Raw genomic sequence first — 25,137 nt, forward strand, 5'->3', positions numbered from 1 at the left:
GGGATGGTGCCGGTGGCAGTCGGGCTGGCGCGGACGTGATGCTCAGCTGGGTCGGGTTGCCCAGTCGCCGCTCTCGATGAGCTTGCCGTGCGTGCGCAGGCGGGCGGCGACGGGCGGGGCGGCGACATACACCCACGCCTGTACGGCCGTTGCGTCGGAGTCTCGGATCACCTGGCGGGCGATGCGCTCGTAGAGGTTGCGCGGGTCGTCCGGGGCGTACTCCTCCAGGCGGTCGAGGGCCGCCAGGAGCGTCGGGTACTCCTCGGGGCGGGGGGTGACGAGGTCGCCGTGGACCGTGCCACTGCCGTCCCGTTCCTCGACGGCGTACGGGTAGCCCGGACCGTCGTACAGCGCCGCCCCGACGAGTCGTGCCGGTTCCTCGGTGTGGGTGCGGCCGCGCAGGAAATGGTCGTGATTGGGCTCTCCGGGACGCAGGGTGCCGTAGACGAAGAACGGGAGTCGAGGAGAGAGGGTCACGGAAACGATTCTCTCCCCTCACACACCTCCACGTATTCGCTCTGGTCATGGCATGTGCACGACCCCTTGAATCTTGGGCATCCTCTGCGCCGCCCAGTTCAAGGAGACCGATGAGCCGAATACGGCCGCACATCCGGGGTTCCCGTCTTGCCGCAGCGGGCATCGCCGCCGTCGGCGCCACCCTGCTGGCCACCGCCCTCTCCCCCACCGCCGGCGCGGACGACAGTCCGACCAGGGCCACCGCGCTCGACAACGCGGCGTCGGTCCTCGCGGACCACGCGGCGAGCCTGGGGCTGACCGCCGCGCAGGACACCACCGTGCGGGACGTGATCGTGGACGCGGACGGCACCCAGCATGTCCGCTACGACCGCACCTACCGCCAACTCCCCGTCCTGGGCGGCGACTTCGTCGTCCACCTGGCGAAGGACGGTACGTACCGCAGCGCCTCCCGCGCCACGAAGCGCCCGATCTCCCTGGCCGGCGTGACACCCAGGATCTCGGCACCGAAGGCGGCCGACCTCGCGGCGAAGCTGCTGCGGGCCGCGAACCTCGGCGAGACGCTGAAGCGGCTGACGGCCAAGCCCGAGCTGGTCGTCGACGCCCTGCACGGCACCCCGAAGCTGGCCTGGCGGACCGACGCGGTCGCCCAGGACTCCGTCGGCAACCCGGTCGCCCGCACGGTGCTGACCGACGCCCTGACCGGCACCCGGATCGACGCGTGGGACAGCATCGAGACGGCGTCCGGCGACGGGAAGTCGCTGTACGGCGGCACGGTGCCGTTGGAGACGACGCAGTCGGGATCGACATACCAGCTGAAGGACGCGACGCGCGGCGGCACTTACACGGGTGACGCCGCGAACAAGACGGACCTGTGCCTCCTGACCGTCTGCCTCAACCGCGCCCCGTCGACCGTGTTCACGGACGCCGACAACCACTGGGGTACGGGCACCACGGCCGACCGCTCGACCGCGGCGGTGGACGCGCAGTACGGCACGGACGTGACGTGGGACTACTACAAGAACGTCCACGGCCGCAACGGCATCGCCGGTGACGGCAAGGGTTCGTTCAACCGCGTGCACTACGGCAGCGGCTACAACAACGCCTTCTGGGACGACAGCTGCTTCTGCATGACGTACGGCGACGGTGACGGCACCCAGCTCGGCCCGCTGGTGTCGCTGGACGTGGCCGGTCACGAGATGACGCACGGCGTGACGTCGAAGACCGCGGCGCTGACGTACTCGGGCGAGTCCGGCGGCCTGAACGAGGCGACGTCCGACATCTTCGGCACGCTGGTGGAGTTCCACGCGGCCAATTCCTCCGACCCGGGCGACTATCTGATCGGCGAGAAGATCGTCCGGTCGGGCTTCAGCCGGGACGCCCTGCGCTACATGGACAAGCCGTCCAAGGACGGCGCCTCGGTCGACTGCTGGACCACGACGACCGGGCAGCTCGACGTCCACTACTCGTCCGGCATCGGCAACCACTTCGCCTACCTGCTCGCCGAGGGCAGCGGCGCGAAGACGATCAACGGCGTCAGCTACAACTCGCCGACCTGCAACGGCTCTTCGGTGAACGGGATCGGCCGGGACAAGCTGGGCAAGATCTGGTACCGGGCACTGACGGTCTACATGACGTCCTCGACGAACTACGCGGGCGCCCGTACGGCGACGCTGAGCGCGGCGAAGGACCTGTACGGGGCCGGCAGCACGGAGTACAACGCGGTGGCGGCGGCCTGGAGCGCGGTGCGCGTCGGCTGAAGCCAGGGCCTGAGGTGAAAGGGAGGCGGCGTGGGTGCCGCCTCCCTTTCTCGGTGCCCGGTCACCCGTTCACACGCGCACCCCGTGCCGTTCTGGTTCTTTTCCGCCGTGCCCCTGCCGCACCTCGATGACCTGCTGAAACGCTGGCTCCAGAGGTCCTGGCGAGTTCGTCCTTGACACCCGTTCACCCCATTTTCGGCGTTCCCTCAGGAAGCGCTCCCGCCCCACTGCCCCTTACCTCGGAAGGGCAGGGGCGCGACCGACGCAGCGGCACATGGGGGTGTCGCGGGCCGTGGCCCCGCTGAGTGCGGAGGAACATCGATGCGACGTACCGCCCGTCTGCTGACCGGGACCGCGCTGGCCGCCGGCGCCGTGGGGCTCGTCGTCACGCCCGCGTACGGCGGCGACGGTGGTGGCCTGGAGGTGTCCCCGGCCTCGGTCGTGCCGGGCGGGGAGGTCACGGTGGACACGGCCGACTGCGGGGGCGGCGCCACGGCGGAGGGCGACGCCAGTGCGGTCGGCGCGGGGTCCTTCACGCTGGCCCCGGACGAGCAGGACGCGACCGGACGGTTCCGGGTGCCGCCGAGCGCGCAGCCGGGGACGTACGAGATCGTCGCGACCTGCGCGGAGGACGGCCGGCGGGTGACGGGGGACCTGGAGGTCACGCTGACCTCCCCGCGTGACGAACAGGTGTATCCGAGAGGAAGTGTGAAGACGGGGGTCGGCGGCGCTCTTGGCGGCGGTGACCCCGTGCAGACCGCGGCCGGCGTGGCGGCTCTCGCCGTCGCCGCCGCGGGCGGTACCTGGCTCCTGCATCGCCGGGCGAGAGGCGACGGGATCTGACGGACACCCTCCGCTGTCCGTCCGCCGGTACCGCACGTCCCCTCCCCCTCCGGGTCCGACGCCCCTCGCGGCCCGGAGGGGGATGAGGGCGGCCCGAGGGGAGTCCCAGGAGGCTCGCGTGCGCAGTCACCGCCGTCCCCGCAGTCGCCGCAGCGTCGCCAACGCCGCCATATCCGCCGTCACCGTACTGGCCCTGTGCTCCGGCGCCTGGCTGCTGAGCAGCGGCGCCGAGACGCATGTGCCGCCACAGCCGTCGGCGGCACAGGCCCGGGGGGCCGGGGAGACCGCGGGGGCCGAGGAGACCGGGGAAGCCGGGCTGGCCGGGGAGTCGAGCGGCTCGCACGCCGACCAGCGCTCCGCAGACCCCCGCTCCGCAGACCCGCACTCCGCCGCCCCCGACCCCGCCCTACCCCCCTCCCCTCCCGACCGCATCCGCATCCCCTCGATACGGGTCGACGCTCCCCTCATGGGCCTGGGTCTGACGAGGACGGGCAGCCTCGACGTCCCGCCCGCCGAGCGGACGAACCTCGCCGGTTGGTACGAGGCCGGCACCACGCCCGGTGAGACGGGCACCGCGATCGTCGCCGGCCACGTCGACAACGCCGACGGGCCCGCCGTCTTCTACCGGCTCGGCGCCCTGAAGAAGGGCAGCACGATCGAGGTGGACCGCCGGGACGGCGGCACGGCGCTCTTCTCCGTCGACGCCGTCGAGGTGTACGACGCGAAGGCCTTCCCCGACAAGAAGGTGTACGGCCCGGCGCCACGCCCCGAACTGCGGGTGATCACCTGCGGCGGCGGTTACTCACGGACGACCGGCTATCAGGGCAACGTCGTCGTCTTCGCACACCTCACCGGCAGCCGCTGACCGCTCCCTGGGGAGAGCATTCGACGAGGGAGCGCGACCCGCTAAGCCACCCACTGCTCGTACGCCAGCTTCGCCACCAGCGCGAACACCACCGTCAGCAGCACGACCCGCACGAATCCGCTGCCCTTCTTCAGCGCCGTACGAGCCCCCAGCATGCCGCCCGCCAGGTTGAACACGGCCATCAGCGCGGCCAGTTGCCACAGGACCGTGCCCTGCCAGGCGAAGGTGGCCAGCGCGCCGGCGTTGGTGCAGCAGTTGACGATCTTGGCGGTGGCGGAGGCGGTGACCAGGTCGAGGTGGAGTACGGCGGTGAGGGCGAGGACCAGGAAGGTGCCGGTGCCGGGGCCGATCAGACCGTCGTAGAAGCCGATGCCCAGGCCGGCCAGGCCGATCGCGGCGAGGACCTGGCGGCGGGTGGCCGGGCCCGTCGCCGGGGCCGTGCCGAAGGCGGGGCGCAGGATCACGAAGGCGGCGACGGCGAGCAGCACCACCATGATCACGGGCTTCAGCACCTCGGTGCTCATGCCGGCCGCGAAGAAGGCACCACCGGAGGAGCCCGCGAGCGCCGCCAGCCCGATGCGTACGGCGAGGCCCACGTCCACGGGTGCCTTGCGGACGTATGTCACCGCGGCGCCGGACGTGCCGACGATCGCGACCGCCTTGTTGGTGCCGAGCGCGTACGCGGCCGGGGTGTTCGCGGGGAGGCCGAGCAGCAGCGTCGGCAGCAGGAGCAGGCCCCCGCCGCCGACCACGGCGTCGATCCAGCCGGCCACGAGGGCTGCGAGGCACAGGGCGGCGACCATGGCCAGCGATATGTCGGGCATGATCGCGACCTTAGGCGGGCGGTACGTGTGAGGTCCACGTAAATGAGGAGCATCTGAGGTTGGCGATCATTCGTAGACGATGGTGGCTGCACGGATACCGGGCGTTCGGTCACCCCCGCCCCACCCGCCCCACCTCTTCCCCGTCCGACCTCACAGCCCACCCCCGTCGCGCCCGCCGAACCCTCACACCCACCCTCCGCCCCCGCTGAGGGCAGCGTTCCCCGTGGGAAACAGATGTGATGCGGTCGGGTAACACCGGCACCGCACGCTCAAGTGCATGACCTCGAATACGCGTGTGGTGGTGATCGGCGCCGGCCTCGCGGGCGTACGACTCGCCCGGCGGCTGGGCGAGCTCGGTACGCCCGTCACGCTCGTCGGCGACGAGGAGCACCGCCCGTACAACCGAGTGCTCCTCGCCGAGGTGCTGGCCGGACGGTACAGCCCCGACGTGATCGCGCTTCCCGCGCCCGCGGAGCTCACCCGCGCCCGGGTCACCGGCATCGACCGCGAGGCGCGGACCGTCGAGTGCGCGGACGGTTCGAAGATCGCATACGACCGGCTGGTCCTGGCCACCGGCTCGAACCCGGTGCTGCCGCCCCTGCGCGGCCTGTTCACCCCCGACCACGTCCTGCCGGAGGGCGTCCACGCCTTCCGCACCATGGACGACTGCCTGGGCCTGTCCAAGGCGGTCCGGCCGGGGGCGAAGGCGGTCGTCATCGGCGGCGGGCTCCTCGGGGTCTCCGCGGCCCGTGCGCTCGCCCAGCGCGGCGCCCAGGTCGTCCTCGCCCAGCAGGGCGAGCGGCTCATGGAGCGCCAGCTCGACCCGAGCGCGTCGAAGCTGGTGCAGCGGCACCTGAAGGACCTCGGCGTCGAGATCCACACCGAGTGCCGGGTGCGCGACGTGCGCTGCGTCGGCGGCGCGGTCCGCTCGGTCGAGATGGCCGACGGATACGCCCTCGACGCCGACCTCGTCGTCCTGGCCTGCGGCGTCCACCCCCGCGTGGGCCTCGCCCAGGTCGCGGGACTGGACGTCCGCAAGGGCATCGTCGTCGACGACGAGCTGCGCACCTCCGACCCGCACATCCACGCCATCGGCGACTGCGTTCAGCACGCCGGCACGGTGTACGGGCTCGCCACCCCGGCGCTCGAACAGGCCGACGCGCTCGCCGAGTTGCTGGCCGGTGACCTCACCGCCCGCTACACCGGCACCCGCTCTCTGACGCGGCTCACCCTCACGGGCCACGACAGCCCCTTCGACCTCGCCGCGTTCGGCGAGACGGAGGCGCTCCCCGGCGACGACGTCGTCCAGCTCGCCGACGCCACCCGCGGCACCTACCGCAAGGTCGTCGTCCGCGACGACCGCCTGGTCGGCGGGGTTCTCGTCGGCGAACTCGGCACCGTAGGCGCGCTCGCCCGCGCCTGGGAGGGAGCAGAGCCGCTCCCGTCCGACGGCGGCCCTCTGCTCCACCTGCTCACCAACGATGGAGGCTCCTGATGTCCACCGGCACCCCCACGATCGTGCTCGTCGGCCACGGCATGGTCGGCCAGCGCTTCCTCGAAGCGCTCGCCGAGCGCGGCCTGACCGCCACGCACCGCGTGGTCGTGCTGTGCGAGGAGCCGCGTCCGGCGTACGACCGCGTCGCCCTCACCTCGTACTTCTCGGGCAAGACGCCCGAGGACCTGTCCATGACGGACATGGAGTTCATCGACACGCACGGCATCGAGCTGTACGTCGGCGACCCGGCGCAGACGATCGACCGTGAGGCGAAGAAGGTCACGGCCAAGTCGGGCCAGGTCTTCGAGTACGACACCCTCGTGCTGGCCACCGGCTCCTACCCCTTCGTGCCGCCGGTCCCGAACAAGGACGCCGAGGGCTGTTTCGTCTACCGCACGATCGAGGACCTCCTCGCGATCGAGGAGTACGCCAAGACGGCGACGACCGGTGCCGTGGTCGGCGGCGGTCTGCTGGGACTCGAGGCGGCCGGTGCGCTGAAGGGCCTCGGACTCACCTCCCACATCGTGGAGTTCGCACCGCGCCTGATGCCGGTGCAGGTCGACGAGGGCGGCGGCGCGGCCCTGCTGCGCACCATCGAGGAGATGGGCCTGAGCGTCCACACGGGTGTGGGCACGCAGGAGATCGTCGTCGACGAGTCCGGCGCGGTCACCGGCATGAAGCTGTCCGACGGTTCCGAACTCGCCACCGACCTGGTGGTGTTCTCCGCCGGTGTCCGCCCCCGTGACCAGCTGGCCCGCGACTGCGGCCTGACGGTCGGCGAGCGCGGCGGCATCACGGTCGACGAGCAGTGCCGTACGGTCGCCGACCCGCACGTGTTCGCGATCGGCGAGTGCGCGCTGGCCTCCGACGGCCGGGTGTACGGCCTGGTGGCCCCGGGTTACGAGCAGGCCGAGACGGCCGCCGCGACGATCGCCGCCGACGAGAGCGAGCAGCTGACGTTCACCGGCGCCGACCTCTCCACCAAGCTGAAGCTGCTCGGCGTGGACGTGGCGTCCTTCGGTGACGCGCACGGCACCGCCGAGGACTGCCTGGACGTCGTGTACTCCGATTCCCGCGCGGGCCTGTACAAGAAGCTGGTCATCGGCCGCGACGGCACGCTGCTCGGCGGCATCCTGGTCGGCGACGCGGAGGCGTACGGCACGCTGAAGGCGTTCACCGGCTCCGTCCCGCCGGTCTCGCCGGAGTCGCTGGTGCTGCCGGCCGGTGCCGGGGCGCCCGCCCAGCTCGGCCCGTCCGCGCTGCCGGACGAGGCGATCATCTGCTCCTGCAACAACGTCACCAAGGGCACGATCCGCGGCGCGGTCACCGACCACCAGTGCACGACCGTGCCCGAGGTGAAGAAGTGCACCAAGGCCGGTACGACCTGCGGCAGTTGCGTCAAGGTCCTCGGCCAGCTGATCAACGCCGAGCTGGAGGCGTCCGGCGTCGAGGTCGACAAGGGCCTGTGCGGCTGCTTCTCGCAGACCCGCGAGGAGCTGTACGAGATCGTCCTCGCCCTGCGCATCAACACCTACCAGGACCTGCTGGACCGCTACGGCCGCGACGGCGCCAAGGGCGGCGACGGCTGCGAGATCTGCAAGCCCGCGGTCGGCTCGATCATCGCCTCCCTCGCCCCGACGATCGGCGCGAGCGGCTACGTCCTGGACGGCGAGCAGGCCTCCCTCCAGGACAGCAACGACCACTTCCTGGCCAACCTGCAGAAGAACGGCTCGTACTCGGTCGTGCCGCGCATCCCCGGCGGTGAGATCACCCCCGAGGGCCTCATCGTGATCGGCGAGATCGCCCGCGACTTCGGCCTCTACACGAAGATCACCGGCGGCCAGCGGATCGACATGTTCGGCGCCCGCGTCGAGCAACTCCCCCTGATCTGGGCCCGGTTGGTGGACGCGGGCTTCGAGTCCGGCCACGCGTACGGCAAGGCGCTGCGCACGGTGAAGTCCTGCGTCGGCCAGACCTGGTGCCGCTACGGCGTCCAGGACTCGGTCCGCATGGCGATCGACCTGGAGCTGCGCTACCGGGGCCTGCGCTCCCCGCACAAGCTGAAGTCGGCGGTCTCCGGCTGCCAGCGCGAGTGCGCGGAGGCCCAGTCGAAGGACTTCGGCGTGATCGCCACCGCCAACGGCTGGAACCTCTACGTCGGCGGCAACGGCGGCGCCACCCCGCGCCACGCGGACCTGCTGGCCCAGGACCTGTCCGACGCCGAGCTGATCAAGCTGATCGACCGCTTCCTGATGTTCTACATCCGCACCGCGGACCGGCTCGAGCGCACCTCGACCTGGCTGGAGCGGATCCCCGGCGGCCTGGACCACGTCCGGGACGTGGTCGTGGAGGACTCCCTCGGCATCTGCGAGGAGCTGGAGTCGCTGATGGCGGACCACGTGGCGCACTACGCCGACGAGTGGGCGACGACCATCAACGACCCCGAGAAGCTCTCCCGCTTCGTCTCCTTCGTGAACGCCCCCGACACCCCCGACCCGGTCGTCGGCTTCATCCCCGAGCGCGACCAGATCAAGCCCGACCTGCCGCTGCTGTCCATCGGCATGCGCCCCGCTGAAGACGTCCTGGAAGGAAGCGCCCAGCGATGACCCTGGCACCCGAGACGACCGACCTGAAGGTCCAGCTCAAGCTGGCGGACGACTGGTTCACGGTCTGCGACCTGGCCCAGCTGCTCCCCGGCCGGGGCGTGGCGGCCCTCCTCCCCGACGGCCGCCAGGTGGCCCTGTTCCGCGACCGCACCGGCGCCCTGTACGCCATCGACAACCGCGACCCCTTCGGCGGCGCGGCGGTCCTCTCCCGCGGCCTGACCGGCACCCACCAGGGCCGCCCGTTCGTGGCCTCGCCCCTGCTGAAGCAGCGCTTCGACCTGAAGACGGGGCAGTGCCTGGACGACGAGGCGGTGCGGATCGCGGCGTACGAGGTGCGGGCGGCGTAAGGCCATCCGCAGTTCGATCCCGAAGCCGCGCTGCAGGCAGCCCTTGAGCTGTTCTGGCAGCGCGGCTTCGATCGTGCGCGAGCCGACTGCGCCTGAACGGCTGCCCGGCGCTCACCCCTTCAGAGCGTCGTACGTCACCCCGGTCATCCGCTCCGACTCCTCCCAGAGCCGTTCACCCGCACGGTCGTTGACGGTCCAGGGCGCCCGCCAGGACGGGGCGGGTGAGCCGCGCCAGTTGGCGAAGGACGGGCCGGTGAAGGAGTCGGGGCGGACGGCGGGGGCGGTGGCCGCGTACAGGACGGGGAGCGCGCCGGCCTCGGCGGGCTGGGCGAGGACGCGGTTGCCGATCCGCACGAACCACTCGCTGAACCGGCGCCCCTCCATACGCGGCCCCTCGGTCTGCAAATTGGTGTCCGCGTACCCCGGATGGGCGGCGGCCGCCACCACGTCCGCCCCCCGCACCGCCAGCCTGCGCGCCAGCTCGTGCGTGAAGAGCAGGTTGGCGGTCTTGGAACGGCCGTAGGCGACCCAACGCCGATAGCGACGCTCGCTGTTGAGGTCGTCGATGTCGATGTTGGACAGCGCGTGCAAGGAACTGGCCACGGTCACCACCCGCGCGCCCGGCGTGCCGAGCAGCGCGGGCAGCAGCAGACCGGTCAGCGCGAAGTGCCCGAGGTGGTTGACCCCGAACTGCGTCTCGAAGCCGTCCGCCGTCGTGCCGTACGGCAACGCCATCACCCCGGCGTTGTTCACGAGCAGGTCGAGCCGGTCGTAGGGAAATGCCGCGGTGAACTCCCGCACGGAGCCGAGATCCCCGAGATCAATCCGCCTCAACTCAACCTGTGCGCCCGGCACTTCACCGACTAGCCGGACCCCGGCCGCCGTCCCGCGCGCCTCGCTCCGGCAGGCGAGCACCACCCGGGCACCCTTGCGCGCCAGCTCGCGCGCCGTGGCGTACCCGAGTCCGCTGTTGGCCCCGGTGACGACGGCGACGCGGCCGCTCTGGTCGGGGATGTCGTGCGCGGTCCAGCCGGACATGACGGAGCTCCTTCCGCGGGCAGGTCCGGGCCCAGGTACCTCATCAGAGTGCGCCGAAACGGCTGCCGGGGCCAGTTCGGGAGCCTTTGGGGTGCGCGCGGTGTGAGGGCCTCGCGGACATGACAGGGAACAGGGCACAGGCGTTCTTCGAACGGCGCTAGCATCGCTCCCCCGAAGTCTGTGACGGCATACGCGATGCGGGGGATGCACGGCGTGTCTGTGGTGGAGCTGCCGGTCGGTGTCGGCGAGGCGGACGTATGACCGCGCCGGGAGAGGCAGTCGGGCCCAGGGCGCTCGACGGTGCCGTGCTGCGGGTCCGGGACGAGCTGGGGTTACCCGTCGGGGCGGGCTTCCTGGTCACCGGTGACCTGGCCTTCACCTGTGCTCATGTGGTCACCGCCGCCCTCGGCGCCCCGGAGGGCCGGCCCCCGAAGAGGGCGCGGATCCAGGTCGACCTGCCGTTGAGCGGCACGTCGGCGTCGGTGACGGCGCGGGTCGAGGAGTGGTCCGACGACCAGGACATCGCGGTGCTGCGGTTGGACGAGCAGCTGCCCGGCGCCCGGCCCGTGCGTCTCGTCCGGGCGGACGAGGTGTGGCACCACCCCATCGCCGCCTTCGGCTTCCCGGCCGGGCGGGACAACGGGGTGTGGCACTCGGGACGCCTCCTCGGCCGGCAGGGCGACGGTTGGATCCAGACCGAGATGACGTCCCTCAACGGCTACCGGATCGCACCCGGGTTCAGCGGCGGCCCCGTCTGGGACGAGCAGCTGGTCGGCGTGGTCGGCATGGTGGTGGTGGCCGAGGCCAAGGATCCGGCCGCCGCCTATCTCGTCCCGTCCGACCAACTACTGAATCCCTGGCCGGAGTTGGCGCGCCTCGCCGTACCGGAGTCGCCGTTCCACCCCTTGGCCGCCTTCGGCGAGACCGACGCGAGGTTCTTCTTCGGCCGGGAGCGGGAGGCATCCGAGGTGGCCGACCTGGTGCGCGGGCACAAGGCGGTCACCCTGGTCGGCCCGTCCGGCTCCGGCAAGTCCTCGCTGGCCGGGGCGGGCGTCATCCCCCGGCTGCGTCAGGAGGGTTACGAAGCCGTCGTCCTGCGCCCGACCTCCTCCTACGGCACCCCGCTGACCGCCCTCGCCGCCGCTCTGCTGCCGCTGCTCGAACCGGACCTGCCCGAGGTGACCCGCCTGGAGAGGATCCGGCAGCTGGCCGGCCTCCTCGGGTCCGACGGGGCACCCGGCCTGCACGGGGTCGTGACCCGCGTCCTGGAGCGGACGGACAGCCGACGCCTGCTGCTCGTGATCGACCAGTGCGAGGAGGCGCTCACCGCCGCGTCGGCCGACGTCGCGGCACTGACGGACGTCCTCTCCGTCGACAGCCTGCCCGAGTCATTACGCATCCTGATCACGCTGCGCGCCGACTTCCTGGAACCCGCCCTGGCCGCCCCCTGGCTCGGCCCGCTCGTCGGCCACCGCATCCACGCGCTGCGCCCCATGAACCGCGACCAGCTGCGTGAGGTGATCACCGCGCCGATCGCCGCCACCCCGAACGTGACGTACGACGAGGGGCTGGACGACCGGATCCTGAAGGACACCGGTGACGCGCCTGGAGCCCTGCCGCTGCTCGTCATGGCCCTGGACCTGCTGTGGCGCGAGCAGACCGTGCACGGGCGGCTGACGTACGAGGCGTACGAGCGGATCGAAGGGGTGACCGGCGCCCTCAGCCGCGAGGCGGAGAGAGCCTGGGCGAACACCGTGACGGAGGCGGACGAGCCGAACGCCCGGCGCCTGTTCACCCGCCTGGTTCAGATCCCGGTGGCGGGGTCCGGCGCGGTCGCCCGCAGACCCGCCGCCCGATCCGAACTCGCCCCCGCCGAATGGAAGATCGCCCAGCGTCTCGCCGCCACCCGGCTGCTGGTCACCGGTCGGGGGGACACCGTCGAGCTCGCCCACGAAGCGCTGATCACCGGCTGGCCGAAGCTGGCCGCATGGGTGGCCGAGGACCACGAGTTCCTCGCCTGGCGCGAGACCGTGCGACTCGACCTGGACCGCTGGCGCGACGCCGGCGAACCGGCCGAACTCCTGCCCAGCGCCGTGGTCCTGGCCACCGCACAACGCTGGCTCACCGAACGCGCCGACGACATCGGCGACGCCGAGCGGGACTTCCTGGAACGGGGCCACCGCCGACGCAGGTCGGCCGTCCGGCGCCGGCGGGGGCTGTTCTCGGCGATCGGGCTCATCACGGCCGTGGCCCTCGTCCTGGGGGCACTGTTCTTCTACCAGCGCGCGGTCAGCGAGGAACAGGAAGCCGCGGCCAACTCCCGGGCGCTGGCGAGCATCTCGACCGACCAGCGGCTCCAGGACCCGGCCTTGGCGATCCAGCTGGCGCTCGCCGCCTACCGCACCTCGCCGACGGACGAGGCGAAGAACACGCTGCTGCGGTACTACGCCCAGTACCGGTCGGCCTCGCGCATCCTGTCCGGCACGCTGGGCGCCGTGGAGGACTTCCGGGCGAGCGAGGACGGCGACGTGATGCTGGCCCGCACCGACACGGGCAGGGCGACGCTCTTCGTCCACGCGATGGGCGGAACGGTACGCACAGAGCAGCTGAACGGGCCGCCGTACGTCGCGTATCCGCTGGTCTCGGGTGACGGCGGCCGGGTCGGCTACATGGCGGGCCGCTCGCTCGTCTGGTACGACGTGCGCCCGGAGGGACGCTCCCTGGCGGGCGACCACCACCAGTTGCCCGTCGAGGGGCCGGAGTTCGAAGCCGGCACGACCGACACGGAGTTCGCCCAACTGTCTGCGGACGGGCGGCTGTTGGCGGCGGCCGGCGGGACGAGCGTGGCCTGGTGGGATGTGGACCGGCGCGCCTTCGGCGGCAGGATTCCCGTGCCCCAGGCACGGGGCGGTCAGTTGAAGCGCCTGTGGTTCGGGCCGGACGACGACACGCTCATCGCGCTCGCCGTGATGGCCGACGCCAAGCAACGGCTGCTGGCCATCGATCGCCGTACCGGCAGCGTCCGGGTCCTCGCCGACTCGTTCGAGGAGGCCGTGGTCTCGGGGGACGGCAGCTCCGCGGTGACCTGCCGTTCCGAGCAAGGCGGCGACCGTACCGCCGTCTATACGGGGGTGCGGACATCCGACGGGCGCAGGCTGGGGCAGTTCGTGAATGTGGACAGCTCCCTGTGTACGCCGATCGCCCTCGGTCCGGGTGGCCGCTATCTCGCGCTTGGTTCCGGCACCAGGAAACTCGTCGATCTACGGCTGTCCATGGTCACCTCGACGTTCCGCGAACCGGACGAGAGCGGGGCGAAACTGCTTTCGTACGCGAGGCTCGTGGGCGAAGGCTCGAAGCTACTGCTCGTCACCGGGAACAGCACGGGGATCTTCTGCGCCGAGGTGGCCACCTCGCCGGCGCAGGACATGCACCGGGTCGACCTGACGCCCGACGGCCGGAGGGTGGTCGCCCTGCCCAGCGGCGGGGAGTCGATACAGCTCCGGACTGTGGGCACCAGCAGCGAAGTGATCGCCCAGGCGCCACGGATCAAGCCCTACTGGGAGGGCGAGGACCTGACCGTCTTCACCAAGGACGGCACCCTGCTCGCCGAGCGCGAAGGCGTGAACAAGGTGGCGGTGCGCGACGCGAAGTCGCTCCGGCAGGTGTCCGTGGTCACGACCGTCATGCCGCCCGAGCCCGTGAGCGACGGACACCAGCCGTTGCTCGACTACTTCTTCGACCACACCGGCCGCCTCGTCACGGCCACCGGGACGATGATCCAGCGATGGGACAGCCGAACGGGCCGCGCCGTCGACGACTATGACCTGAAGGCCCTGGGGCGCGTGGTGACGGAACAGGACGTCACCCGTCAAAACATCAAGGTCTCCTCCTACCCAGCCGCGGACCGGGTGTCCGTCGTCGTCACCGGCGACCCGTATCTGCGGGTCATCGATCTGCCCAGCGGGCGCCAGACGGTCCGGTACGACACGAACCACAACGACAACATCGCCGCGACCTTCGACCCGAGCGGCGAGCACTTCGCCCTGCTGCGCCGCAGCCGGAACATCGAATTGTGGGACACCGACCCGCTGGGCAGGAAGATCGGCCCCCTGCCGAGCTTCGACCTCCCCGGCGCCGCCGGCTTCGTGACCGGCGAGGGACGCTACATGCTGGCCGCCAACAACAAGATCCGGACCTACCGGCTCGGCGAGCGGAGCTACGAGGCATCACTCGATCTCGGGCCGTACAGCGAAAGAAACGTCGAGACGCCGAAGTACTACTTCCTGGACGCCACCCCCGACGGCGAGACCCTGCTCTACTACCGTGCCGGCGTCTCCAGCGTCATCTACCCGTTGTCGCTACGGCCCGACAGCTGGGCCGACGCGCTCTGCCGGGTGCTCGGCGGCCGTGACCTCACCCGGGCGGAACGCGACAGCCAACCCGTCCCCGTCCCCTCCGAGCCCGTCTGCCCCTGACCGGCGGGCTCGGAGGGTGGCCGCGGCACTCACCCCACCAGCGGCGGCCGCTGCGCATAGTCGTCGTACCCTCGCCCGTACTCGTCGGACAGCGGCCGTGTGTCCAGGTAGAACCACTCGGCGCCGGGCCCCGGCAGCGGGGCCGACTCGGCGGTGGCCGTGGGTTCGGGCGCGGTGGCGGCAGGTACCTCCGTCACTTCCCTCGCCTCCGTCACCTCCGTCTTCGCCGGCCCCGGCATCAGCAGTTCCACGCGCAGCCCCAGCCCCCGCTGTTGCGCGGTGAACTCCTCGACCTGGTTGCGGCAGGCGTGGTCCAGGTGGGTCACGCCGGTCAGGTCCAGGCGGATGCGGGGCTTGCCCGACGCCGCCGCGGACTCCAGGGCCTCGATGACCTGCGGGAGCCGTAGGAAGGTCGCGTTGCCGGCCATGACGACCTTGGCGGTGTCGTCGTCGATGTGCTGTCGGATCACCGTCTGCGACATGCGCAGGGCGGCCAGCACGATCCCGGCGGCCAGCCCGATGAGGACACCCTCCAGCAGTGCCGTCGCCACGATGACCAGCGTCGTCACCGTCATCACCACGAACTCGCCCCGGTCCTGCCGCCACATCTTCGGGAACTCCTCCGGCGCGAACAGCTTCCAGCCGCTGTGCACGAGGACGCCCGCGAGTACCGAGATCGGGATCAGGGCGAGCACCTGCGGCAGCAGCAGCGCGAAGGCCAGCAGCCACAGGCCGTGCAGGGTGCGGGAGATGCGGGTCTTCGCGCCGGCCTGGACGTTCGCCGAGCTGCGGGCGACGACCGCGGTGATCGGGAGGGCCCCGAGGACGCCCGCGACCGTGTTGCCCGCGCCCTGGGCGATGAGTTCGGTGTTGTAGCGGGTGCGCGGGCCGCTGTGCATACGGTCCACGGCGGCCGCGGTGAACAGGCTCTCCGCGGAGGCGATGACCGTGAAGGTGAGGATGGAGGTGATGATCGCGGTGTCCGCGAGGCCGGCGAACTGCTCGGCCCCCGGCACCCGCACCGACGCCAGCAGATTGCCGACCTGGAGCGTCTTGACGTCCACGCCGGGCAGCGCGGCGACCGCGATGCCGATGCCGACCGCGACCAGCGCGGCCGGGACCCTCTTCGCCGGGCCCGGCACCTTCTTCCACAGGAAGCTCAAGCCGATCGTGGCGATGCCCAGCAGTGTGGCGATCATCGCCTGCCGGTCGGTCAGGATGTCGGCGAGCAGGTCCGGGATGCCGGCCATGTTCTCGATCGGCGTGCCGGGCGCCTTGGCGTCGGCCATGGGGTAGGCCTGGCTGAACATCAGCGGCAGCCCGATACCGGCCAGCATCCCCTGGACCACGGCGATGGAGATCGCCTGGAACAGCCGGCCGAGGCGTACGACCCCGAGGACGATCTGCAGGATGCCCGAGAACAGCACGATCACGCCGAGCATCGCCACGCCGTGCTCCAGCACCGTCTCCGCGACCAGCGCCGCGAGCCCGGCAGCCGGCCCGCTGACCTGCAGCGTGCTGCCCCGAACCACGCCCACGACCAGGCCGCCGATCACCCCGGAGATGATCCCGAGCTCGGCGGGGACACCGGAGGCGACGGCCACGCCGATGCACAGGGGCAGGGCGACGAGGAAGACGACGAGGGAGGCGGTGATCTCGCCCGCGAGGTCGAGCTTGGCGCCCCCGGCCTTCGGCGGCTTGCCGCCCCCGGCCCGGACTTGCGGTGACTTCGCGCCCCCGCCCTGCGGTGCGCCCCCCTTGGCTGCGCCATCCTTGGCTGCGCTGCCCTTCGTACGCGTACGCCCGCGCGCATGCGCCCCGCTCATCCGCTATGCACCCGGAACCGACCGTCACCCTCCAGCTCGTGCACCTGCCCGGTGTCGACCTCGTAGTACCAGCCGTGCAGCCGCAGCCGCCCCGCGTCGAGCCGCTGCCGCACGACCGGGTAAGTCCGCAGTACGGCGAGCTGGTTGACGACGTTGCCCTGTGCCACGTCGGGCAGCGACGGGTCGTCGGAGGCGGTCGTGAGGACCGGCGCCAGTTCGGGGCGGGCCAGCTGCAGCCAGGCGTCCACGCCCGGCAGCGCGGACAGGTCGTCGCCGGACTTCAGCGCGCCCATCGCGCCGCAGTGTGAGTGACCGCACACGACGATGTCCTGAACCCCGAGCACCTCCAGTGCGTACTCGATGGTGGCGGCCTCCCCGGACGCACCGGGGCTTCCGTACGGCGCCACGATATTGCCCGCGTTTCGCAGCTCGAATATCTCTCCGGGCCGCGCGCCGGTAATCAGGGCGGGTATGACCCGTGAGTCCGAGCAGGTAATGAACAGCGCCTCGGGATATTGCCCCTCAGCCAGTTTCCGGTATTCACCGCTCTCGAAATCGACCCGACGCTTGAACGAACGGGCACGGTGCAGCAGCGCCTTCAACGATGCCTCCTCAGCTGGGAGTTCGACCAGTTGAACAGAACCGTAGGGGAGCACACACCAGAGGAAGGTTAAGCAAAGGCCAGAGCGCGTCCAGCAATTGGACATTCTTTGCCGCAACGCCCCGCAAGCGCTTGTCTCTTGTAGCGTGTTGACGTCAGGGCAGAGAATGCAAATTCACGGAGAGACAGGACGTATGGGCATACGAGTGCTGCTCATCGAGGACGACGAGACGATCGCCGAGCCTCTCGCCGAGGGTCTGGGGCACTTCGGGCTGGAAGTGGATCACGTGACCACCGGGGCCGAGGGGTTGAGAAGGCCGTACGGCGATGTCGTCCTGCTCGACCTCGGGTTGCCGGACATGGACGGCATCGACGTGTGCCGGGGCATCCGCCAGGTCTCGGACGTGCCGGTGATCATCCTGAGTGCGCGGGGTGAGGAGGCCGACCGGGTACTGGGTCTGGAGCTGGGGGCGGACGACTATCTGGCGAAGCCGTTCAGCGTACGGGAGTTGGTGGCACGGATACGGGCGGTGACCCGGCGGACCCAGCGCACGGAGGTGGCGGGCGCGGAGGCGCCGGTCACGGCCGCGTACGAACCGACGCCCCCGCTGTCGTACGAGGCCCCGCCGCCCCCGGCGTACGAGGACACCGCGCCGCAGCCCTCGTACGCGCCCGGCCCGCTCGTCGTGGACCGCCGCACCCGGCAGGTCTGGGTCGGTGAGGTCCCCGTCACGCTCACCCCGAAGGAGTTCGAGCTGCTGGCGCTGCTGACCGAGGATCCGGGTGCGGTCTACTCCCGGCAGCAGATCCTGGACCGGGTGTGGGATCCGCACTACGAGGGCCCGACCAAGACGCTGGACGTCCATGTCGCCTCACTGCGGCGGAAGTTGGGCGATCCGGCGTGGATCCAGACGCTGCGCGGGGTCGGCTTCCGGCTGGCGGTGCAGGCCGAGCCGGGCGGGCAGCAGGTGCCCTCGCCGTGACCCGCCGGCTGCTGCTCAGCTACCTCTCCCTCGCCGCCCTCGTCCTGCTGTGCCTGGAGATCCCGCTGGGCTTCGTCTACTCGCGCAGCGAGCGGGAGCGGGTGGTGAGCGCGGCGAAGGACGAGGCCGAGTCGGTCTCCGCGTACGCCTCGCTGTCCCTCAGCGCGGGCCGTGCCGAGCGGGACCTGCCGCGCCGGGTGGTGCACTGCGCCGAGCGCATCGGCGGGAAGGTGGTGGTCGTGGACGCCGCGGGCGCCCTGCTCGCCACCTCGCATCCGCTGGCCGCCGTCATGTCCTCCAACCTCGCCTCCCGCCCCGGTATCGCGGCCGCCCTGCACGGCACCTCCACGGTGGACGTCCGCACGTCGACGATCGGCGGGGTCGAGTACCTCTCGGTCGCCGCGCCGATCCGGCACACCTCGGGTCTGCAGGGCGCCGTATGGCTCACGCTGCCGACCCGGACGGTGCACGAACGCGTCCATCACGTCTGGCTGTTGCTCGGCCTCGGCGGGCTCGGAGTGCTGACGGCGGTCGCGGTGGTCGGGTTCGCCATCGCCCGCTGGACCGGTCGGCCCATCCGTGAACTGGAGCGAGCCACCGACGAGTTGGCGGACGGCGGCCTGGCCGCGCCGGTGACGATCACGAAGGGGCCGCCCGAAGTGCGCCGCCTGGCCGCCGCGTTCAACCGTACGGCGGCCCGGCTCGCCCATCTCCTCGACGCCCAGCACGCGTTCGCGGGCGAGGCCTCCCATCAGCTCAAGACGCCGCTCGCGGCGCTGCGGCTGAGGCTGGAGAACCTGGAGCCGAGCGTCTCCGACCGCGGCCTCGGCAGCCTCACCGCCGCGGTGACCGAGACGGACCGGCTCTCCCGGATGGTCGAGGGCCTGCTGGCGATGGCCCGCCTGGAGGAGGACGCCGCGACGCCGGGCCCGGTCGACGTGGGCGGGGTCTGCGCGGAACGGCACCGCACCTGGCAGCCGCTGTTCGCGAAACAGCGGGTTGCCCTGGTCCTGTTCGCGGGCAGTGTGGGCCCGGTCCTCGCGGTGCCGGGCGGGGTCGAGCAGATCGTGGACAACCTGCTGTCCAACGCCCTGCGCGCCTCGCCGCCGGGCTCCACCGTGACCATGGAGCTCCGGCTGCACGTACCGGCCCGCCGCGCCCTGCGCGACGCCCGCCCCGCCTGGGTCGACCTGCACATCACCGACGAGGGCCCCGGCATGACCCCGGAACAGCGCGCCCGCGCCTTCGACCGCTTCTGGCGCGCGCCGGGCGCCCCCAAGGGCGGCACGGGACTCGGCCTCTCACTGGTCCAACGGCTCGCGCACGCGAGCGGCGGCGAGGCGAGCCTGCACGCCTCGGCCGCGGGCGGGCTGGACGCGGTGATCCGCCTGCCGTCGGCGGAACCACCGCGCGAGGTGCACGGCCCGGGCCCCGACCGGCCGGGGCAGCGGAAGCGCGGGGTGCCGGCATTGCGTGCGTGAGGCGGATGAGCTGCACTCAGGGGAGCGCACACGGGTGGGCAGCACGCTGGGGAGCGCACGCGGGTGGCACTCACATGAGCAATCATGGAGCGGCGCACAGGCAGCACCCAGGTACGCCGTCCGACGGCCATGCGTTGGCCACGGTCCGTCCACCCTCCGCCCCTAGGTTCCATGCCGCCCCCCACGCACGACCCCGTCGTCGACCGACGGCGGGGCGGTACGGCACCTCTTGGAGTGAGAGTGGAACGTCGTAACCTCCTGCGTGCGGCCGTCCTCGGCGGCTCTGCCGCCGTGTTCGGCGGAACCCTGTGGCGCGGCGCCGCGTACGCGGCCCCGGCCCAGCCCGGCACCGGCCCCTACGGGGCGCTGGGCTCCCCCGATGCCAATGGCATCAGACTCCCCAGCGGCTTCAGCAGCCGCGTCATAGCCCGCTCCGGCCAGACGGTCTCCGGCACGTCCTACACCTGGCACAACGCCCCTGACGGCGGCGCCTGTTACGCCGACGGCAGTGGCTGGATCTACGTCTCCAACTCCGAGATCAACCCCTCCGGCGGCGCGAGCGCGGTTAAGTTCTCCTCGACCGGCGCGATCACCGGCGCGTACCGCATCCTCTCCTCCACCCGCCAGAACTGCGCGGGCGGCAAGACCCCGTGGAACACCTGGCTGTCCTGCGAGGAGGTGTCCCTCGGCTACGTCTACGAGACCGACCCGTGGGGCGTGAACACGGCGACCCGCCGGGACGCGATGGGCCGCTTCAAGCACGAGGCGGCGGCCGCCGACCCGGTGCGCCAGGTGATCTACCTGACCGAGGACGAGACGAACGGCCGCTTCTACCGCTTCGTCCCGAACACCTGGGGCAACCTCTCCTCCGGCACCCTCCAGGTCATGGTCGCGGGCAGCGGCACCTCGGGCTCCTTCAGCTGGGCGAACGTCCCCGACCCGGACGGCTCCCCGACGGCCACCCGCTCCCAGGTCGCCGGCTCCAAGTCCTTCAACGGCGGCGAGGGCTGCCACTACGCCGACAACACGGTGTGGTTCACGACCAAGGGCGACAACCGCGTCTGGCAGCTCAACCTGACGTCGAACACCTACGAGTTGGCGTACGACGACTCCCTCGTCAACGGCACGGCCCCGCTCACCGGCGTCGACAACATCACCGGCTCCTCCTCCGGCGACCTCTTCGTCGCCGAGGACGGCGGCAACATGGAGATCTGCCTGATCACCCCGGACGACATCGTCGCCACGTTCCTGCGGATCGACGGCCAGTCGAGCTCGGAAATCACGGGCCCGGCGTTCTCCCCGGACGGAACACGGCTGTACTTCTCCAGCCAGCGCGGCACGAGCGGCAGTTCGTCGGGCGGGATCACGTATGAGGTGACGGGGCCGTTCCGGCCGTAGCCGGCGCGAACCTACAACATTCGAGGTACCCGGGCGCCGGTCTCCTTGGGAGGCTGGCGCCGCCGCATCACAGGACGCGGCGGAAACGGGGAGAACATGAACGCGATCCTGCGCAGGACCTGTACGGCGCTCAGCGCCACCGGCCTCGCCATGGCCTTGACCCTGGCGGGCGGCGGCAGTGCCCAGGCGGATGAAGGAGTGTGGCACAACTTCACGCTCGAGGTGCCGGGGAAGGCCAAGTTCACCGGCAAGTACAAGTTCAACCCGTCGGGCACCGGCAACGGCGGTTACGTCGTGTCCGGATCCGTCTGCGACCTCAAGGCGGACGGCGACGGCGTGTACGGCCAGGGCAAGGTGGAGGGCTACGACTGGTCGTCCAAGCGCGGCGACGCCAACGGGAGCAAGGAGGGCTGCGGTACCGAGGACCGGGAGTTCTACGACTACCAGGCCATCTATGTCGACAGGGGCAAGTACCAGCTCTGTGTGGACGACCTGGGCTCCGACACCTGCGACACCCAGTCGTGGAAGTACCGGTAAGGCAGGGACGCAGAGCGAAAGGGCGGCACCCCCGCACAGGGTGTATGGCTGGCTTCCTGACCTGGGAAGCCAGCCATTTTTCATGCCCTCAGGGCACTCTCAGGGCACATCGCTCAGGACCGCTTCCATCATGTCGGCGGTCCGATCCGCCTCCGCCTCCCACAAGTGGGTGTAGACGTTCAGCGTGATCGATGGCTTAGCGTGACCGAGGCGCATCTGAACCTGCTTCGGCGTCGCCCCGTTCTTGATCAGCACGGAGGCGTAGAAGTGGCGCAGGTCGTGGAGCGTCGTGCCCTCGGGTACGCGTACCTTGCTGCCGGACTTGGCCAGGTAGGCGTTCGCCCGCTTGATGTTGCGGGCCCACAGCTTCGCCCAGCTTCCGCGCCGGATCGCCCCGCCCGTCTCGCTCGTGTACAGCAGCCGAGCATGGCGCCACACGGGCTTCCGCGGGTTCGTCCGGTCCTCGATGTACACGACCTTGGGCGGGAACTCCTTGCGGTGCCGCTCGATCTCGTCGACAACGGACTGCCCTTGGGGAACCGCCCTGTAGCTCTGCTTAGTCTTCGGCTCCCCCAGGTACGGCACGCCCTTGTCGGGGCCGATCAGTTGCTGCTTGACCGTGACGGTAGCGGCCGGCTCTTCGTCTTCCAGGCCGAACAGCTCGCCCTGGCGGAGTCCGGTGGAGGCCGCCTGCCGCACCAAGGCCCGGTATCGCGGGGACGCTGTGACGATCAGCGCCTTCACAGCCTCCGGGTCGAGCGGGTGAATCTCCGGATAGAACACCTCGGGCGGCTTGAGGCCCTCCCATGGGTACTTCGGGATGATTCCCTCTTGATGGGCCGTCTTCAGGATGCTGGTGCAGACGTTCCACGGCGTCGCGAACGTCGACGGGGCGATGACCGCAGACCGCTCTTTGATCCACTTCTGGCCGTCTGCCCGCTGGATGCTGCCGATCTGACGGTTGCCGAACGTCGGGTAGATGTGCAGCCGTAGGGCCCGCTCGACATTGGTCTCGGTCCGCTCACGGTGTACGGCCGTCTCCTGCCAGCGTTCGGCGATGACCTTGAACTTCTGCTTGCCGAGTTCCCGGTTCACGAAGGTGCCGTCGTCCAGTTCGGCGGTCACCTTGGCGGCCCGGGACTCCGCGGCGGTCTTCTTCGCGAAGTTCTCCTTGCACTGCTTGCCGGACAGATCCCGGTAACGCACCTGCCAGCGCTTCCCGACTCCGTGCTCTGCGCCCGGGTACACGGTCGCCGTCTTGGTGCTGTGCGCTGCGCAGGGCTCTGCATCGGCCGGCGGTCGCGACAGGTGCCAGCGGTCATACACGTCAGCCATCAGTTCCCCTCCCCCCAGAGCAAGCCGAGTCGACAGCGAAGTGGGGTTCCTTCTGGTGAGGTTGGTGGCCGTCTCGGGTCATGCTGCGCATCGGCCTCCGATCTCTTCAGCGTCGTACTTGTCGAGCGCTTGGGCGTCGTACAGGACATGTCGACCACGCCTGATGAAGCACTGCGGGCCGGTTCCGGCGTAGCGCCAGTAGCGGACAGTCGCGGGCGACGTGCGGTAGCGCTCGGCGACTTCCGCAGTCGTCAGGTACCTCTTCATGACGTCCTTCCTGAAAAATCAGGGGCGGCGGCGGGCAGGGTGCCCGCGTGTGTCCGAAGTTCGGATTTCTGCGTCATTGCGTCATCCACGTCATGTAGGCCTCTGACCTGCGGTTTTATGTGACGCAGCGGCTACGGAGTGCGTCATTGGCGCGTCATGGACTGCGTCATCGCATGACGCAGATGACGCAGGATGACGCAGAGGTCGCCGTCTGCGTCACGCCTGTAGCCGCAGGTCAGGGGCTGTTTTTCAGCCCGCATGACGCAGATGACGCAGCGTCTTCCCTCTTAGGACAAAAGAGGGGGTGTCTGTTGTAGTTCGGTGGCGCCTCAAAGCGTGAAGAAGGAGCCGCTTCGCGGCACGACCTTGGGCGGCGGCTATGCCGCCGGAACAAGCAAGAAGAGCACCAGGCGCGATGCGTGCTCCTCTTGCTGTTCGGCGGAACGCCGCCCAGAGGACGCGCCGTGAAGCGGCCCCTTACTGCCTGTCCGGGACGCGAGCCCGGGTTAGTACATCCGCTGCTGCTGGTGTGGGGGCGGGGTGGCCAGGCGGGTCATTTCGAGGTAACGGCCCTCGCTGGTGCGGCCCGTGTCGATGAGCACACCGCGAGCGGCCAGCGTCGGCTGGAGGCGCTTGAGCCGATCGGAGAGAACCTTTCCTGTGGTCGGCCACCCCTTAGGCAGGGCACGCAGTTCCTCGCCGCTGTAGAGGCGACTGAGGCAGTGAAGCCACTCGGTGGACGTCATCCGCTGCGCTCCGCCCGGCTCGATGGTGTCGGCATGCCTGAGGACGGTCTGAGCGAGGAGATCGCCCTCGATCACGTCGTCGTTCAGGTCGTCCAGACTGGCCCGGTACGCGGTGAGTGCCCCCAGGCCGGTGGCCGCATCGAGCTGCGCGCACAGTCGGGCGAAGTCCGCCATCCGCAGGTCGGTGGGGGTCTCCGCCTCTACCGAGCGGACCTTGACCGTGAGGTCCAGGAGCGAGCCGAGAACGACGGGGAGAACCTCCGCGTACTCCGCCCACAGTTCGGCCTCGGTGCGCCTAACGCGGGGCCGCTCCAGACGCAGCGGTAGGAGCCGTTCCGCGAGGTCGGGGCGGATGACGCCGACGTCGATGCCGGTCAGGAGCAGGGGGCGGCGGTATCCGACGCGGAAGACGTCTCCGTCTGTGAACAGGGCGCGCTTGACGTTCTCGATGCCGGTGACGATGCAGCACATGGCGTCGGACAGGTCCGGCGTCATGTGGGAGAGGTTGTCCAGGGCCGTGACCCATCCGGCCGCCACGGCTGCGATGAGGTTCTCTTCGTCCTTCGGCGCGCGGCGCAGGTCGCCGCTCATGCCCTCGATGATGCGCACGAGCATCCGCCCGCCGGTGGACTTGCCCGCGCCCTGCGGCCCGGTGAGGAACGGCGCAGGGACGGGCACGGACGGCCCGAGGCAGCCGATCAGCCAGGCGATGGCCAGGCACTCGGTTTCCGCGTTGGCGAAGTTGCACAACCTCATGAGGAGGTCGATGCCCTTGCCGTCGGTGTCCTTGGCCGGCAGGGGCAGTTCGCCGGTGAGCTGGGTGCGCCGCCAGCACACCTCGCGTGGGTCCGGGATGGCGATGTCCCATCCGGTGGGGTGGATGCGGACGGACTTTCCGTCATCGCGGCCCAGGTCCAGCCACGTCGCCCCGTCGAATCCCGGAGCGACGCGGATGTGCACTGACTGTACGTCCTCGCTCATCGCCAGGGCCTCGATGAGGTCCAACGCCTCCTTGAGCGCGGTCCCGTTGAACACGCCAACCCCGTCCTTGAACAGACCGACCATGAGTTCCTGGCGGTGGCTGCCGGAGGTGCCCTGGGAGCGGATCGGACGGGCCACGGGGTGTCCGTTCCTCTGCGCGTACACCGTGCCGTCGGCGGTGCGGAAGTACCGGAAGTGCGCCTGCGCGTAGTCGGCGATGACCTCGCGGGCCGGGGTCTTGTCGTCGTCGGACAT

The 25,137-nt window shown here is 70.7% G+C and carries 19 protein-coding genes; 11 read left to right on the forward strand and 8 right to left on the reverse strand.

Annotation, left to right across the window (positions count from 1 at the left end):
• Nucleotides 1-42: 42 nt before the first annotated feature.
• A complete protein-coding gene (locus EHO50_RS03425) occupies nucleotides 43-477 on the reverse strand; it encodes a gamma-glutamylcyclotransferase family protein (RefSeq protein WP_128428285.1) in 435 nt (144 codons plus the stop codon).
• A 110-nt stretch (nucleotides 478-587) separates the two neighbouring features.
• On the opposite strand from EHO50_RS03425, the gene EHO50_RS03430 reads away from it, so the two are divergent.
• From EHO50_RS03430 to EHO50_RS03440, 3 genes are all read left to right on the forward strand, one after another.
• Nucleotides 588-2,234 (forward strand): M4 family metallopeptidase, encoded by a 1,647-nt coding sequence (locus EHO50_RS03430; protein WP_128428286.1) that lies wholly within the window; start codon nucleotides 588-590, stop codon nucleotides 2,232-2,234.
• Between the two features lie 321 nt (nucleotides 2,235-2,555).
• On the forward strand, nucleotides 2,556-3,077 hold the full coding sequence (locus EHO50_RS03435; protein ID WP_128428287.1) for a hypothetical protein: 522 nt from the start codon (nucleotides 2,556-2,558) through the stop codon (nucleotides 3,075-3,077).
• Between the two features lie 82 nt (nucleotides 3,078-3,159).
• On the forward strand, nucleotides 3,160-3,942 hold the full coding sequence (locus EHO50_RS03440) for a class F sortase (RefSeq protein WP_128428288.1): 783 nt from the start codon (nucleotides 3,160-3,162) through the stop codon (nucleotides 3,940-3,942).
• Between the two features lie 41 nt (nucleotides 3,943-3,983).
• Here the strand turns inward: EHO50_RS03440 and EHO50_RS03445 are convergent, their stop codons facing one another.
• Nucleotides 3,984-4,766: a sulfite exporter TauE/SafE family protein gene (locus EHO50_RS03445; protein WP_128428289.1), complete on the reverse strand. Its 783-nt coding sequence runs from the start codon at nucleotides 4,764-4,766 to the stop codon at nucleotides 3,984-3,986.
• A gap of 277 nt (nucleotides 4,767-5,043) precedes the next feature.
• On the opposite strand from EHO50_RS03445, the gene EHO50_RS03450 reads away from it, so the two are divergent.
• From EHO50_RS03450 to nirD, 3 genes are read left to right on the forward strand one after another with little or no spacing between them, the layout of a single operon-like run.
• Complete coding sequence (locus EHO50_RS03450) at nucleotides 5,044-6,261, forward strand: NAD(P)/FAD-dependent oxidoreductase (protein WP_128428290.1); 1,218 nt, start codon at nucleotides 5,044-5,046, stop codon at nucleotides 6,259-6,261.
• Entirely contained in the window at nucleotides 6,261-8,867 is a 2,607-nt protein-coding gene (nirB, locus tag EHO50_RS03455; RefSeq protein WP_128428291.1) for a nitrite reductase large subunit NirB, read from the forward strand. The genes EHO50_RS03450 and nirB overlap by 1 nt, the downstream gene beginning before the upstream one ends.
• Nucleotides 8,864-9,214, forward strand: a complete 351-nt coding sequence (gene nirD / locus EHO50_RS03460; RefSeq protein ID WP_128428292.1) for a nitrite reductase small subunit NirD — start codon at nucleotides 8,864-8,866, stop codon at nucleotides 9,212-9,214. The genes nirB and nirD overlap by 4 nt, the downstream gene beginning before the upstream one ends.
• Before the next feature lie 111 nt (nucleotides 9,215-9,325).
• Here nirD and EHO50_RS03465 read toward each other — a convergent pair whose 3' ends face one another.
• Nucleotides 9,326-10,252, reverse strand: coding sequence for an oxidoreductase (locus EHO50_RS03465; RefSeq protein WP_128428293.1), 927 nt, complete (start codon nucleotides 10,250-10,252; stop codon nucleotides 9,326-9,328).
• Between the two features lie 257 nt (nucleotides 10,253-10,509).
• On the opposite strand from EHO50_RS03465, the gene EHO50_RS03470 reads away from it, so the two are divergent.
• Nucleotides 10,510-14,727 (forward strand): nSTAND1 domain-containing NTPase, encoded by a 4,218-nt coding sequence (locus EHO50_RS03470; protein WP_128428294.1) that lies wholly within the window; start codon nucleotides 10,510-10,512, stop codon nucleotides 14,725-14,727.
• Between the two features lie 29 nt (nucleotides 14,728-14,756).
• On the opposite strand, the gene EHO50_RS03475 is transcribed toward EHO50_RS03470, so the two are convergent.
• Both EHO50_RS03475 and EHO50_RS03480 read right to left on the reverse strand, forming a co-directional pair.
• Nucleotides 14,757-16,553 carry a SulP family inorganic anion transporter gene (locus EHO50_RS03475; RefSeq protein WP_128428295.1) on the reverse strand — a complete coding sequence of 599 codons (1,797 nt, stop codon included), beginning with the start codon at nucleotides 16,551-16,553 and terminating at the stop codon, nucleotides 14,757-14,759.
• Entirely contained in the window at nucleotides 16,550-17,155 is a 606-nt protein-coding gene (locus tag EHO50_RS03480; RefSeq protein WP_128428296.1) for a carbonic anhydrase, read from the reverse strand. The genes EHO50_RS03475 and EHO50_RS03480 overlap by 4 nt, the downstream gene beginning before the upstream one ends.
• A 193-nt stretch (nucleotides 17,156-17,348) precedes the next feature.
• Here EHO50_RS03480 and EHO50_RS03485 point away from each other — a divergent pair, with 193 nt between their 5' ends.
• From EHO50_RS03485 to EHO50_RS03500, 4 genes are all read left to right on the forward strand, one after another.
• On the forward strand, nucleotides 17,349-18,137 hold the full coding sequence (locus EHO50_RS03485) for a response regulator transcription factor (RefSeq protein WP_181449543.1): 789 nt from the start codon (nucleotides 17,349-17,351) through the stop codon (nucleotides 18,135-18,137).
• Nucleotides 18,134-19,618, forward strand: a complete 1,485-nt coding sequence (locus EHO50_RS03490) for a sensor histidine kinase (RefSeq protein WP_128428297.1) — start codon at nucleotides 18,134-18,136, stop codon at nucleotides 19,616-19,618. The genes EHO50_RS03485 and EHO50_RS03490 overlap by 4 nt, the downstream gene beginning before the upstream one ends.
• Nucleotides 19,619-19,858: 240 nt before the next feature.
• Nucleotides 19,859-21,016 carry an alkaline phosphatase PhoX gene (locus EHO50_RS03495; RefSeq protein ID WP_128428298.1) on the forward strand — a complete coding sequence of 386 codons (1,158 nt, stop codon included), beginning with the start codon at nucleotides 19,859-19,861 and terminating at the stop codon, nucleotides 21,014-21,016.
• Between the two features lie 96 nt (nucleotides 21,017-21,112).
• On the forward strand, nucleotides 21,113-21,553 hold the full coding sequence (locus EHO50_RS03500) for a hypothetical protein (protein WP_128428299.1): 441 nt from the start codon (nucleotides 21,113-21,115) through the stop codon (nucleotides 21,551-21,553).
• A gap of 99 nt (nucleotides 21,554-21,652) precedes the next feature.
• Here the strand turns inward: EHO50_RS03500 and EHO50_RS03505 are convergent, their stop codons facing one another.
• The 3 genes from EHO50_RS03505 to EHO50_RS03515 all read right to left on the reverse strand — a co-directional run bounded on the left by EHO50_RS03505 (nucleotide 21,653) and on the right by EHO50_RS03515 (nucleotide 25,137).
• Nucleotides 21,653-22,888 (reverse strand): tyrosine-type recombinase/integrase, encoded by a 1,236-nt coding sequence (locus tag EHO50_RS03505; protein WP_128428300.1) that lies wholly within the window; start codon nucleotides 22,886-22,888, stop codon nucleotides 21,653-21,655.
• 78 nt (nucleotides 22,889-22,966) lie between these two features.
• Entirely contained in the window at nucleotides 22,967-23,155 is a 189-nt protein-coding gene (locus tag EHO50_RS03510; protein WP_128428301.1) for a helix-turn-helix domain-containing protein, read from the reverse strand.
• Between the two features lie 506 nt (nucleotides 23,156-23,661).
• Nucleotides 23,662-25,137 carry an ATP-binding protein gene (locus tag EHO50_RS03515; RefSeq protein WP_128428302.1) on the reverse strand — a complete coding sequence of 492 codons (1,476 nt, stop codon included), beginning with the start codon at nucleotides 25,135-25,137 and terminating at the stop codon, nucleotides 23,662-23,664.

This window comes from Streptomyces cyaneus (genome assembly GCF_004028635.1).
Taxonomy (GTDB): domain Bacteria; phylum Actinomycetota; class Actinomycetes; order Streptomycetales; family Streptomycetaceae; genus Streptomyces; species Streptomyces cyaneus.

Excerpts from the sequence above, each read along its gene's own strand:
- EHO50_RS03440 (WP_128428288.1), top strand. The coding sequence starts at position 3,160 with ATGAGGGCGGCCCGAGGGGAGTCCCAGGAGGCTCGCGTGCGCAGTCAC.
- EHO50_RS03475 (WP_128428295.1), bottom strand. The coding sequence starts at position 16,553 with ATGAGCGGGGCGCATGCGCGCGGGCGTACGCGTACGAAGGGCAGCGCA.
- EHO50_RS03505 (WP_128428300.1), bottom strand. The coding sequence starts at position 22,888 with ATGGCTGACGTGTATGACCGCTGGCACCTGTCGCGACCGCCGGCCGAT.
- EHO50_RS03435 (WP_128428287.1), top strand. The coding sequence starts at position 2,556 with ATGCGACGTACCGCCCGTCTGCTGACCGGGACCGCGCTGGCCGCCGGC.
- nirB (WP_128428291.1), top strand. The coding sequence starts at position 6,261 with ATGTCCACCGGCACCCCCACGATCGTGCTCGTCGGCCACGGCATGGTC.
- EHO50_RS03450 (WP_128428290.1), top strand. The coding sequence starts at position 5,044 with ATGACCTCGAATACGCGTGTGGTGGTGATCGGCGCCGGCCTCGCGGGC.
- EHO50_RS03500 (WP_128428299.1), top strand. The coding sequence starts at position 21,113 with ATGAACGCGATCCTGCGCAGGACCTGTACGGCGCTCAGCGCCACCGGC.
- EHO50_RS03470 (WP_128428294.1), top strand. The coding sequence starts at position 10,510 with ATGACCGCGCCGGGAGAGGCAGTCGGGCCCAGGGCGCTCGACGGTGCC.
- EHO50_RS03510 (WP_128428301.1), bottom strand. The coding sequence starts at position 23,155 with ATGAAGAGGTACCTGACGACTGCGGAAGTCGCCGAGCGCTACCGCACG.
- EHO50_RS03515 (WP_128428302.1), bottom strand. The coding sequence starts at position 25,137 with ATGTCCGACGACGACAAGACCCCGGCCCGCGAGGTCATCGCCGACTAC.
- nirD (WP_128428292.1), top strand. The coding sequence starts at position 8,864 with ATGACCCTGGCACCCGAGACGACCGACCTGAAGGTCCAGCTCAAGCTG.
- EHO50_RS03465 (WP_128428293.1), bottom strand. The coding sequence starts at position 10,252 with ATGTCCGGCTGGACCGCGCACGACATCCCCGACCAGAGCGGCCGCGTC.
- EHO50_RS03430 (WP_128428286.1), top strand. The coding sequence starts at position 588 with ATGAGCCGAATACGGCCGCACATCCGGGGTTCCCGTCTTGCCGCAGCG.
- EHO50_RS03445 (WP_128428289.1), bottom strand. The coding sequence starts at position 4,766 with ATGCCCGACATATCGCTGGCCATGGTCGCCGCCCTGTGCCTCGCAGCC.
- EHO50_RS03485 (WP_181449543.1), top strand. The coding sequence starts at position 17,349 with ATGGGCATACGAGTGCTGCTCATCGAGGACGACGAGACGATCGCCGAG.